This window comes from Gammaproteobacteria bacterium (assembly GCA_037388465.1).
In the GTDB taxonomy this organism is placed as follows: Bacteria; Pseudomonadota; Gammaproteobacteria; order SpSt-1174; family SpSt-1174; genus JARRKE01.
In genome coordinates this window covers 1-11,107 of sequence record JARRKE010000067.1, presented here as the reverse complement: position 1 = coordinate 11,107, position 11,107 = coordinate 1, and the positions used below count along the sequence as shown (strand labels likewise).

Sequence of the window (11,107 nt, the reverse complement as noted above, 5' to 3'; positions counted from 1 at the left end):
GTGGTGAGCGCGGTCGTGTATGGCACGACGCTGGTGCTGCTGTACGTCTTTTCGACCGTGTATCACAGCACCACCGGCCAGGCGAAGGCCCTGGCGCGCATCTTCGACCACAACGCGATCTACCTGCTGATCGCGGGCACCTATACCCCGTTCACCCTGATCACCCTGCACGGCGTGTGGGGCTGGACACTGTTCGCGGCGATCTGGGCGCTGGCGCTGGTCGGTATCGTCATCGATTCCATGCCGCGCAAGGGGCGGCGGATTGTGCCCGTGATTCTTTATCTGGTGATGGGCTGGTTGGGCGTGGTGGCGATCAAGCCGCTATTGGCCGCGCTGCCGGCGCATGCCTTCGACTGGCTGCTGGCTGGCGGCATCGCGTACACGGTGGGCGTCGCGTTTTACGTCCTCGGCAAGATCTGGCGCCCCGGTCATGCCATCTGGCATGTCCTGATCCTGGTGGGCAGCGCCTGCCATTATTTCGTGATCACCGGTTACGTGATCTGATTCCCGTCGCACCGCCCGCCTTCAGCTCCGCATGAAATAGTCGGCCATGCGCTCGCGGGCGGCCGCATCCGGCAGCCTGCCGAACCCCGCCCCCATATTGTCCTCCAGATGCCGGGGTTTGCCCGTCGCCGGGATGACGCAGGTCACCGCCGGATGGGCCAGGATGAATTTCAGAAAATACTGGCCCCAGCTGGCGATGCCGTAATCATTCGCCCACGGCGGCAGCGGCCGGCCCCGGACCCGGTGGAACAGGGCACCCTGTTCGTAAGGACGGTTGACCAGGACCGCGATGCCCCGTTGCTGCGCCAGCGGCAGCAGGCTGCGTTCCGCGTCGCGCGTCGCGATCGAGTAGGGCAGCTGCACGAAATCGATCCGCTCGCCCTTCATGATCGCTTCGAGTTCGTCGAAGGCGCCGGGGACGTAGTGGGTGATGCCGATGTAGCGGATCCGGCCTTCGCGTTTCCACGCGCGCAAGGTTTCGAGTTGGGTGCGCCAGTCCACCAGGTTGTGAATCTGCATCAGGTCCATCACCGGCGTGCGCATGCGCCGCAGGGAGTCCTCCATCTGGCGGATGCCGGCGGCTCGCCCCGTGGTCCAGACCTTGGTCGCCAGGAACAGGCGTTCACGCAGTCCCAGGGCCGCGCTCAGGTCGCCCACCACCGCCTCGGCGCTGCCGTACATGGGGGAGGAGTCGATCACGCTGCCGCCCAGTGCGACGAAGCGCCGCAGCACCGTTTCGAGCCGGGCCCGCGCGGCGGCGTCATCATGCACGTCGAAGACGCGGTAGGTGCCCAGACCGACGGCCGGGAGCAGTTCGCCGCTGGCGGGGATCCGCCGGTGCAGCAGGCGATCGGTTTGTGCGCCGAGGCCGCGCTTGGGCCACAGTCCGCCGGCGCAGATGGCCAGTGCCATCTGGAGAAAGCGCCGGCGCGAAAAGCGCAATGGTGCGGTCGTGTTCATGACGGGATCCTCCGGCGTTTCCCCTTGAGCTTAGTCCAGGCGGGCGGATTTCGGTCTCCTTTCGCAATCGAAGGTGTTCCCGGCAGATGGGAGCTAAATATCGAACCTTGACGTATAGTTAAAGACACTTATGCCTGATTATCGTCCAGCATTCCGCAACCACCCGCCTGGTATCCCATGTCCGGCAAAACGGGTCATCTCACCATCTCCACTCTGACGGGAACCTTTCTGGATTCCCGTCTGGAGGACAAGTTCTGCGGCGAGATCTGGCCGCAGCTGGCCGAGCGTATAGCCGCCGTCGGCATCGTCGGCGGATTGATATTCGCCATCGCAGGTATTTCCGACTATCAGTCCGTGGGACTCACGCCGGCTTTCTGGTTTCTGCTGGTGCTGCGCCTGGGCGGTCTGGGCATGGGCCTGTGGCTGGTGTCCCTCACCCGCGCGGCGGACTACAACGGGCCTCGGGTCAGATTGGCGCTGTTGCTGTTCGAGATCTACATCGCGACGGGCTTTCTGATTATCGTCGCGGTGCAGGGCGGCAGCGTCGATTTTCACACCCTGAGCACCATCGTCATCGTGATCTCGTACTACGTTTTTTTGCCCAACCTGAGCCTGGCTCAACTGCTGGTCCCGCTGGTGTTGACGCTGAGTTTCTGCGTGCTGGCGGCCACCTCGCTGGAAGCGGGGCTGCGCGGTATGACGATACCGGTGCTGCTGCTCATCCTGATCAATATCCTGGGGCTGATGTTCGCGCGGTTTCTGAACCGTAGCCAGCGCGTGGAGCGTGAAGGGCTGCACCGGATGAGCCGGTTGAACCAGCGCCTGAAAAAAGAGATCGAGGAGCGCGAGTTCGCCGAGCAGCTGTCGCGTGCCAGTCAGGAGAACCTGCAGCGTCTGTTCGACGTGGCGCCCATTCCCATGGTGCTCACCCGCCTGTCCGATGGCGCCATATTGCGTGCGAATACGGCGGCCGGCGCATTGCTGGATATCGACCCGGCCGTCATCAGGCGGGCGCATACCGTCGATTTCTACATGGATCCGGCGGATCGCCCCAGGCTGCTGGCACAGCTGCAGAAGCAGGAGCATCTGGAAGACGTGGAACTTGCTTTGAAGCACCGTGACGGCCATGAAGTGATGGTGTTGTTTTCGGCCGCTATCGTGAACTATCACGACGAAAAAGCGGTGCTGGCCAGCCTAGTGGACATCACCGCGCGCAAGGCCATGGAGGAAGAGCTGACCCGGCTGGCGAACACCGATCCGCTCACCGAGTCGCACAACCGGCGTTATTTCTTCGAGGCGGCGGCACGGGAAGTCTGGCGTGCGCGCCGTTCAGGGCGTTCATTGTGTGTGCTTTTGATCGACATCGATCTGTTCAAGCGCGTGAACGACCGCTTCGGCCATGCCGTGGGGGACGAAGTGCTGCAGAAGGTGGTGGATCTGATCCGCTCACAGTTGCGGCAATACGATGTGATGGCGCGGCTGGGCGGCGAGGAGTTTGCCATCCTGGTGCCCGAAACCGGTGCGGTGGAGGCGCTCGACGTGGCGGAACGCATCCGGTACCACGTCCAGGAGTCTCCGGTGCAGACTTCCTCCGGCACCCTGGACATGACGGTCAGCATCGGCCTGGCCGAAGTCGATTTGCGTGCGGCGAGTATGGACCTGGCCCTGAACCACGCCGATACGGCCATGTACCAGGCAAAGGCCCTGGGACGCAACCGGGTGGAACAATACGCCGCCCGCTGACGACGGGCATACCGCCGGTTATGGGACGGATGCCTCAGCCGCGGATTGATGCGATGCCGTCAGGGAGCCGGACTGCTGGATCTCCTCGGCGATGCGATGGGCGATATGGTGCCACATGGCGGTGTTGTCGGCGCCGTCGGCGCGGGAGTCGATGTGATAGGCGACCCGCCCCGTGTGTACGTCGTCGACCTGAATCTGAAAGTAGGTGATCAGATTACTCAGTTTGTGCACCTGACCCACCAGCACATAATCGGCGTGGGCCTGCTCGCCGAGCTCGATCATGCACGAACGGCAGGCGGTGGGATGGGCATAATCACCGGCCAGTTTTTGCAGGTCCGGGCGCAGGCCGGCCTCGTCGATTATCCGCAGGTCACCGCTTTTGCTCAGATCCTGCTTGATCCAGAGCGGCAGGTCATGCACCCAGCGGTTCAGTGCGTTTACGGTCACCGGCCGCTGATCCAGTGAGAAATCGAACAGATCGAAAGGAATGACCACGAGCGACGGTTTTGCGTGGTTCGGGGCGGTGCCCGCCCATGCTGCCGCACTGGTCATGCTCAGCAGAATGATCAGCAAGAGCTGGCGCAGCAAGGTCCGGTATCGTGACCGAAGCATCATGTGGGTCCTGGGGGCGGTGGTTTTCATGCATGGCTCCTGGCCGGGTCCGGAAGTCGGCGGGTTTGCCGGGGGAACGTGTCGCGGGACCGGTCCATGGTATTGGCGGACCGGAGCGTAGCGGCAGTACCGTCTGTTGATAGAATCAAAACGGGCGGCTGTCAATAGAGCGCCTCGCCTTTTGTCGGGCGAATGTACCGGCCGCCGGTACGGGCCGCGCGTGTCGGGCGGTAATAATTAGATGTCGAGGGGACGCCGATGCGGGCCGGAATAAATTCCTGGAACCTTATTTTTATTTTGTTCGTGTAAGGACATATGCCGCGGCTATTGTCATTTCCCCGCAAGACCAGGCGCTTCGAGGCCCTGCTCGTGCCTCATCTCGAACACCTGTATCGCCTTGCCTATCGCTGGTGCGGCAACCGCGAGGATGCCGAGGATCTGGTGCAGGAACTGGTCATCAAGCTTTATCCCCGCCTGGATGAACTGGAACGCCTGGAGCGGGCCCGTACCTGGCTGGCGCGCGTGCTTTACAACCTGTACGTGGACGAGGTGCGGCGTCGGCAGCGCTCGCCGCTGGTGCAGGCGGTAGCGGAAAGCGAAGCCGTTTTGTCGGAGCTCAGCTGCGACAGGCCGGAGCCCGGCCTGCTGGCGGAGGGTGACGAACTCCAGATGCGCCTACTGCAGGCCCTGCGTGGCATCAATCCCGATCAACGCGTCGTTGTCACGTTGCACGATGTCGAGGGATATACCCTCGAAGAAATCGAACAAATCATCGATACGCCCCTCGGTACGCTGAAGTCCCGGCTGCATCGGGCACGCCGCGCCCTCCGTGATGCACTCGACAGGGAACCCTTTCCGACGCCTCGTCGTGTTAACGAACAGAGGTAACCGAAATGAATTGCGATCAGGCCAAAACTCAACTCGACGATTATCTGGAGGGCACGCTGTCCAGGGTCGACGTTCAGCGGCTGGAGCATCATCTCCAGGGATGCGTGTCCTGCCGTGGGGAACTGCAGGCGATGCGTGAACTCATGGATGGTCTGCGGCACCTGCCGTTGCCGCCGGCCTCCCCCGGATTCCAGGCGCGGGTCCTGCATACGGCGCGTAAGCGGTCGCGGGCGCCGCTGGGTTTTGCCGCCGGCTTCGGCAGCGCGGTGGCGGCAGGACTGCTGGTATGGGTTGTGGTGGGTGTCTGGCAGGGCGGTCCCCCGGCACCGGCCGATGCGACGGCCGGTATTCAGATGACGCTGCATCAGGAGCGCACCGTCGATCTGGCGTTCAATGCCAGCAAGGACCTGGAGGGTGTGACCTTCAGCCTGGAACTGCCGGCCGGGGTTTCGTTGGCCCGTTATCCGGGGCAGCGGCATGTGGTGTGGAAGGACCGGCTGGCCAAGGGACGCAATCTGCTCAAGCTGCACCTGATCGCGGAACGGCCGATGGCGGGTGAACTGGTGGCGACCATTCGTCGTGGCGACAGCAGCAAGTCATTCCGGGTGCCTCTGGAAGTAAGTGAACGTGGAACCCTTCTGCTGCCCATACAGAATATTGGGCACGTGTGAGCAACGGTTTTGAGATTGAACTTGATTGGATTAAGGAGAACGATATGCGCAAAGTGGTACTGACTACGATGGTATTGGCCGCCGGCCTGTTCGGCAGCGGAGCGGTCCTGGCCGCCGACGATCTGGGTGGCGACGTCACGATGCAGATCATGGACGCAGGGTCCAGTTCGGCGCAGGATGTGACTCGCGATATCGAGTTGCCCGACCAGGCCAACGAGCATGCCAAGGAGCAGGTGCGTGAACGTCATCAGGAACAGGAGCGCGAACATAATGGCAGTGACGACGGAACGGATCACGTCGCACATGACTCGCTGGAAGACAGCCAGGATCATATGGATTCCCAGCGCGAACAGATGGATGAGGCGCGTCAGGAAATGGAGCAGGAGCAGCAGCAGATGGACGATCAGCGCTCGGATGCGGTTGAGAGCGCACACGACAGTCAGGACAGCAGCGACTGATTTTCGTGGGATGACCCGACAGGGTCAGTTTGGGTCCCTCCCCCGTCCGGGGGAGGGACTTTTGCGTGTCTGGAGTTCAATTACAATATAAGCCGTATTGGGAGCCACCTCATGCCATTTGCCTTCAACAGGTTTCACTCCTTTTTCCTCTTTGTCCTGCTCATTGTCGTGCTGCTTCCCGGGCGCGCGTTCGCAGCGACCGCCGATCAATATTTCGAATCCGGCAAGGCCGCCTTTCAGCGCGGCGAGTATCGGCAGGCCGCGCAGGCCTTCGAGCAGGCGCGTCAGGCCGGCATGGATACCGCGGCCGTCCACTACAACCTGGGTGTGACCTACTATCGCCTCGAGGATTACCTGCGTTCCGAGGCGGAGTTTCAGAAGGTTGCCCGCTATCCGAAGATGACGGCGATCGCCCACTACAACCTGGGGCTGGTCAAGCTGCGCCAAGGGGATACCGAGGTCGCCCGCGGTTACTTCCGGCGTGTCTATGCCGAGACGGATGATGCAAAACTCAAGGAGCTTGCCGCGCGCATGCTGGACCGCGTCGATACAACGACGCGGCGTGCGGCCGGGAAGCGTTGGATAGGGGCGGTGTTCGCCGGTATCGGCCATGACGACAATGTCACCCTGGAGAATACCAATCTGGGTACCGGTACGGGGGTGAGCGGCAAGTCCGACAATTTCCTGGAGTTGTTCGGCACCGTCAACGGCGTGTTGCACGGCAAGCGCGAAGACGGTCTGCTGCTGAAGGCCAGCGCGTTCCGCGACGATTACTTCGATCTCAACAGCTACGATTTCACCTTGGTCAACCTAGGCCTGTTCAAGACCCTGCCCATGGGTAGCTGGAACGGCGAGTTCGGTGGCTATACAACCTTCAGCCACCTGGGCAGTAAGAACTATCTGCGCACCCTCGACCTGAGCGCCCAGGGAACGCATTATTTCTCGTCACGTTCCCGGTTGCGGTTGCGTTACCGGTATCACGACATTTCCTCACTGGACAGCGTTTACGATTATCTGGCCGGTTATGCGCACGACTTCATGGCGGAAGGGCGTTGGTTCTTCGATTCAGTTCAGCTGCGTGCCTACTATCGTCTGGATATCGAAAATCGCAACGACTACCGGACCAGTACGGTGTTCTACAGCTATTCCCCCACGCGTAACACGGTCCATGCCGATGTGACCTGGCTGCTGCCCGACCGCTGGAGCCTCAACGCGGGGGCGGACTATCGCAACAGCCGCTATGCGGATTCCAACATCCTTTCCACCGGCGAGGTCGTACGCCGCGACGACGACCGCGTGCGCGCAACCCTGCGCCTGACCCGGCAGCTGACGCGGCGTGCGGACGCCTTCCTGCGTTACGAATACAAGGACAATCACTCCAACATCGCGGTTTACAGCTACACCAGCAACGTGGTGATGGGCGGCGCCGAGTACCTGTTCTGAGTACGGGCCCCGGCCGGGTTTTCTGGCCGGGGCCTCAGGCCGCTGCCGCGCGCCGTTCGCGCTGCTGACCCAGCCACCACCCGACCCACAGCCAGACGCCTGCCAGCGGTATCGCCACCAGCGCCAGTGCGCCGAGCGACAGGCCCAGTCCGCTCAGGACGGCGAACACCCACGCACTTGCGGCGTCGCCGCCACGGTAGACCAGCGTGTCGATCACGTTCTTGGCGCGGTATTTCTCCTCGCGGCTCACGACCGTGAACAGCATTTCCCGGGCGGGGCGGGTAAAGGCGTAATTCCCCGCGCGACGGGTGATCTGCACGCCGACCAACACCCCCAGCACCGGCGCGGCCGCGAGCAGTCCGAAGCCGAGCATCAGCATGCCCGGGATCAAGGCCAGTGTCGCCGGCAGGCCGAAGCGGGTCACGGCGCGGTGGGTAAGCAGCAGTTGTCCCGTGAGTGTGAGCAGGTTCACGGCGAGATCCATGGCGGCGAAAACGCGTGTTCGTTGGGCGGAACCGCTGAAGCTCTCCGCAATGATGTGGGCCTGCTGAAAATAGAGAAAGGTCGACAGCGTCGTATAGAGCAGGATGAAGGCGGCGATGCCCAGCAGATAACGCGAGCGCAGCAGACACGCGATGCCGCTCCACAGGCCGCCCGCGATGGGGCCTTCCTCCGGCGGTCGGCCGGTAGCGGCATGCCCGGCGCCGGCCTCATGCGCCCACCGGTTCAGGCGGCCGATGCAGAGCATCGCGAACAGCAGCAGCACCGCAGCCACCAGCAGCAGATTGACCGGACCGAGCGGGATCACCAGCAGGGTGGTCAGGGTCGGTCCGAGCAGGGCGCCGGCACTGCCGCCCGCCGCGATCAGGCCGAACAGGCGCTTGGCCTGACTGTTGGTGTACAGGTCCGCCATGAAGCTCCAGAACACCGAGACGGCGAACAGGTTGAAGACGCTGAGCCAGATGAAAAAGGCGCGGGCCGCGTCGGCACGCCAAGCATCGACGCGTAGCAGGCCGTAGAAGATCAGCAGGTTGACGATGAAAAAGGCGTATACGAGCGGCAGCAGCCGGTGGCGTTCGAAGCGCCGGGTCGCATAACCGAACAGGGGGACCGCCAGCAGCATGGCGACGAAGGTGCCGGTGAAGACCCAGTGCAGCGCCCCCAGGCCGCCGCTGATACCCATTTCGTCGCGGATCGGACGCAGCACGTAATAGGCGGCCAGCAGCGAGAATCCGTAGGCGAACGACCAGGCCACGGCGGTTCGTTCCGCGGGTTGCAGGGCGGGCAGGCTGGCTGGCATGGCGGGACCCGGGGTTAGCCTGTTTCACGGCTATCTTGGGCCGGCCGAGTTGCAGGGCGCAAGCGTAAAGGGCGAACGCGTTAGAATGCCCGGTTCAATACACCGCCGGACCTTTGATCTACATGGCTTTGTTGAATTTTCGCGATGTGTCGCTGAGCTTTGGCGCTTCGCCGCTGTTGGACCACGTCAATTTCCGTGTCGAGCCGGGTGAGCGGCTTTGCCTCGTCGGCCGCAACGGCGCGGGCAAGTCCACGCTGCTGAAACTGGTGCTGGAAACCATTCACCCCGACGAGGGCGAGATCGTTCGCCAGGAAGGACTGCGCGTGGCCCAGTTGCCCCAGGAGGTGCCCGCTGACACGCACGGCAGTGTCTACGACGTGGTGGCCGCGGGGTTGGGCGAGGTCGGTGAACTAGTGGCCCGTTATCACCAACTGGCACAGGAGGTGGCCGGCGGCGGCGAGCGCCAGCTGGCCGAACTGGAACGCTGCCAGCATCAACTCGAGGCTCAGGGCGGCTGGTCGGTCACGCAGCGCGTCGAAGCGGTGCTGTCACGCCTGCAGCTCGATGCGGACGCCGATTTCGCCGCATTGTCAGGCGGACTCAAGCGCCGTGTCCTGCTGGCGCAGGCGCTGGTGACCGAACCGGACTTGCTGTTGCTCGACGAGCCGACCAACCATCTGGATATCGAGGCCATCGACTGGCTGGAATCCTTTCTGCTCGGTTGGGGCGGCACCCTGATGTTCATCACCCACGATCGCGTGTTCCTGCAGAAGCTCGCCACCCGCATCCTGGAACTGGACCGCGGCGTGTTGACCGACTGGCCGGGCGATTACGCGACCTACCTGCGCCGCAAGGAGGAGGCGCTGGAGGCGGAACAACGCCAGAACGCCCTGTTCGACAAAAAGCTCGCCCAGGAGGAGGTGTGGATCCGCCAGGGCATCAAGGCACGGCGAACCCGCAACGAGGGACGGGTCAGGGCGCTGAAGCGCATGCGTGAAGAACGCGCCGGGCGCCGCGAACGCACCGGCAAGGCCCGGCTGGCGGTGCAGGAGGCTGAGCGTTCGGGCAAGCTGGTGGTCGAGGCCGAAAACGTCGGCTTCAGCTATGCAGGGCGTCCTGTCATCCGGGATTTCTCCACCACCATCCTGCGCGGGGACAAGGTGGGCATCATCGGCCCCAACGGCGCCGGCAAGACGACCCTGCTGCGCCTGCTGCTCGGGCAACTCGAACCGACCGAGGGCAGGATTCGCCTGGGCACCAATCTCGAGATCGCCTATTTCGACCAGTACCGGGCGGAGCTCGACGAGGAGCAGTCGGTGCAGGACAACGTGGCGGCCGGCAAAAGCATGGTGGAGATCAACGGCAAGCCGCGGCACGTGCTGAGCTATTTGCAGGATTTTCTGTTCGCGCCCGCCCGTGCCCGGCAGCCCGTGAAGGCGCTCTCCGGCGGCGAGCGCAACCGCCTGCTGCTGGCCAAGCTGTTCATCAACCCGGCCAACATGCTCGTTCTCGACGAGCCGACCAACGACCTGGATGCCGAAACCCTGGAACTGCTGGAAGAACTGGTGGGTGAATTCTCGGGAACGGTGCTGCTGGTCAGTCACGACCGCGCCTTCCTGAACAACGTGGTCACCAGCACCCTGGTGTTCGAAGGCGGGGGAACGGTAGGCGAGTACGTGGGCGGTTACGACGACTGGGTGCGCCAGCGTCCTGCCGTGCAGCCCGGTGCCGCCACGACCGCGAAGCCGGCGCAAGCGTCGAAGCCCAAAAGCGGCAAGGGCAACAAGCTGAGTTACAAAGATCAGCGCGAGCTTGAATCCCTGCCGGGGCATATCGAGCAACTGGAGTCTTCCCAGGCCTCATTGCAGCAACGCCTGAGCGACCCCGGATTCTACAAGCAGGAAGACAAGGAGGAGATCGCCCGGGTCCAGCAGGAGCTGGCCGAGGTCGACCGCCAATTGGCGGATGCCTATGCCCGTTGGGAAGCACTGGAGGCGACGCAGAATTCCTGAGCATTCAAGCCTGCGGGCGTGATGCCGTTAACCCATAACAGACAGGAGCGAACCTATGCCTTTGTGGACCGTTTATCTTTCCGGAGAAATTCATACCGACTGGCGCGAACGCATCGCCCAGGGCTGCAAAGCGGCGGGTCTCGATGTCGAGCTGCTCTCCCCGGTGACCGATCATGCGGCCAGCGACGATTGCGGTGAGGCGATCCTGGGTGAAGAGGCCGAGCCGTTCTGGCGTGATCACAAGGGGGCGAAGATCAACGCCATCCGTACGCGCAGCTTCCTCGAACGAGCGGATATCGTGGTGGTGCGTTTCGGCGACAAATATCGTCAGTGGAACGCCGCCTTCGATGCCGGGTACGCGGCGGCACTGGGCAAGCCGCTGATCGTCCTGCACGACCCCGAGCTGACCCACGCCCTCAAGGAGGTCGACGGCGCCGCGCTCGCGACCGCGAGCGAGCCGGAACAGGTGGTGGAAATCCTGCGCTACGTCAGTACCTGACGTTGGCGGCATGAACA

The 11,107-nt window shown here is 63.1% G+C and carries 11 protein-coding genes; 8 read left to right on the top strand and 3 right to left on the bottom strand.

Going from position 1 to position 11,107, the window contains the following annotated elements:
• On the top strand, positions 1–504 hold a 504-nt coding region (locus tag P8Y64_11440; protein ID MEJ2061077.1), incomplete at its 5' end, for a hemolysin III family protein.
• Positions 505–525: 21 nt separating this feature from the next.
• On the opposite strand, the gene P8Y64_11435 is transcribed toward P8Y64_11440, so the two are convergent.
• Positions 526–1,464 (bottom strand): aldo/keto reductase, encoded by a 939-nt coding sequence (locus tag P8Y64_11435; GenBank protein MEJ2061076.1) that lies wholly within the window; start codon positions 1,462–1,464, stop codon positions 526–528.
• Positions 1,465–1,641: 177 nt separating this feature from the next.
• Between P8Y64_11435 and P8Y64_11430 the strand changes: the two genes are divergently transcribed.
• Positions 1,642–3,207, top strand: a complete 1,566-nt coding sequence (locus P8Y64_11430) for a sensor domain-containing diguanylate cyclase (GenBank protein ID MEJ2061075.1) — start codon at positions 1,642–1,644, stop codon at positions 3,205–3,207.
• Positions 3,208–3,225: 18 nt separating this feature from the next.
• Here the strand turns inward: P8Y64_11430 and P8Y64_11425 are convergent, their stop codons facing one another.
• Positions 3,226–3,849 (bottom strand): DUF2380 domain-containing protein, encoded by a 624-nt coding sequence (locus P8Y64_11425; protein ID MEJ2061074.1) that lies wholly within the window; start codon positions 3,847–3,849, stop codon positions 3,226–3,228.
• A gap of 285 nt (positions 3,850–4,134) precedes the next feature.
• Between P8Y64_11425 and P8Y64_11420 the strand changes: the two genes are divergently transcribed.
• The 4 genes from P8Y64_11420 (at position 4,135) to P8Y64_11405 (ending at position 7,279) form a co-directional block, all read left to right on the top strand.
• Entirely contained in the window at positions 4,135–4,707 is a 573-nt protein-coding gene (locus P8Y64_11420) for an RNA polymerase sigma factor (protein ID MEJ2061073.1), read from the top strand.
• Positions 4,708–4,712: 5 nt separating this feature from the next.
• Complete coding sequence (locus tag P8Y64_11415; protein ID MEJ2061072.1) at positions 4,713–5,378, top strand: zf-HC2 domain-containing protein; 666 nt, start codon at positions 4,713–4,715, stop codon at positions 5,376–5,378.
• Between the two features lie 44 nt (positions 5,379–5,422).
• A complete protein-coding gene (locus P8Y64_11410) occupies positions 5,423–5,836 on the top strand; it encodes a hypothetical protein (GenBank protein MEJ2061071.1) in 414 nt (137 codons plus the stop codon).
• A gap of 111 nt (positions 5,837–5,947) precedes the next feature.
• Entirely contained in the window at positions 5,948–7,279 is a 1,332-nt protein-coding gene (locus P8Y64_11405; GenBank protein ID MEJ2061070.1) for a tetratricopeptide repeat protein, read from the top strand.
• A 34-nt stretch (positions 7,280–7,313) separates the two neighbouring features.
• Here P8Y64_11405 and P8Y64_11400 read toward each other — a convergent pair whose 3' ends face one another.
• A complete protein-coding gene (locus P8Y64_11400; GenBank protein MEJ2061069.1) occupies positions 7,314–8,579 on the bottom strand; it encodes an MFS transporter in 1,266 nt (421 codons plus the stop codon).
• A 122-nt stretch (positions 8,580–8,701) separates the two neighbouring features.
• Here P8Y64_11400 and P8Y64_11395 point away from each other — a divergent pair, with 122 nt between their 5' ends.
• Positions 8,702–10,591, top strand: coding sequence for an ATP-binding cassette domain-containing protein (locus P8Y64_11395; protein ID MEJ2061068.1), 1,890 nt, complete (start codon positions 8,702–8,704; stop codon positions 10,589–10,591).
• Between the two features lie 55 nt (positions 10,592–10,646).
• Positions 10,647–11,090: a YtoQ family protein gene (locus P8Y64_11390; GenBank protein ID MEJ2061067.1), complete on the top strand. Its 444-nt coding sequence runs from the start codon at positions 10,647–10,649 to the stop codon at positions 11,088–11,090.
• The last annotated feature ends 17 nt before the right edge of the window (positions 11,091–11,107 follow it).

Bases quoted from the DNA above. Each gene is read 5' to 3' on its own strand.
- P8Y64_11425 (MEJ2061074.1), bottom strand. From the start codon at position 3,849: ATGAAAACCACCGCCCCCAGGACCCACATGATGCTTCGGTCACGATAC.
- P8Y64_11395 (MEJ2061068.1), top strand. From the start codon at position 8,702: ATGGCTTTGTTGAATTTTCGCGATGTGTCGCTGAGCTTTGGCGCTTCG.
- P8Y64_11415 (MEJ2061072.1), top strand. From the start codon at position 4,713: ATGAATTGCGATCAGGCCAAAACTCAACTCGACGATTATCTGGAGGGC.
- P8Y64_11410 (MEJ2061071.1), top strand. From the start codon at position 5,423: ATGCGCAAAGTGGTACTGACTACGATGGTATTGGCCGCCGGCCTGTTC.
- P8Y64_11390 (MEJ2061067.1), top strand. From the start codon at position 10,647: ATGCCTTTGTGGACCGTTTATCTTTCCGGAGAAATTCATACCGACTGG.
- P8Y64_11405 (MEJ2061070.1), top strand. From the start codon at position 5,948: ATGCCATTTGCCTTCAACAGGTTTCACTCCTTTTTCCTCTTTGTCCTG.
- P8Y64_11435 (MEJ2061076.1), bottom strand. From the start codon at position 1,464: ATGAACACGACCGCACCATTGCGCTTTTCGCGCCGGCGCTTTCTCCAG.
- P8Y64_11420 (MEJ2061073.1), top strand. From the start codon at position 4,135: ATGCCGCGGCTATTGTCATTTCCCCGCAAGACCAGGCGCTTCGAGGCC.
- P8Y64_11430 (MEJ2061075.1), top strand. From the start codon at position 1,642: ATGTCCGGCAAAACGGGTCATCTCACCATCTCCACTCTGACGGGAACC.
- P8Y64_11400 (MEJ2061069.1), bottom strand. From the start codon at position 8,579: ATGCCAGCCAGCCTGCCCGCCCTGCAACCCGCGGAACGAACCGCCGTG.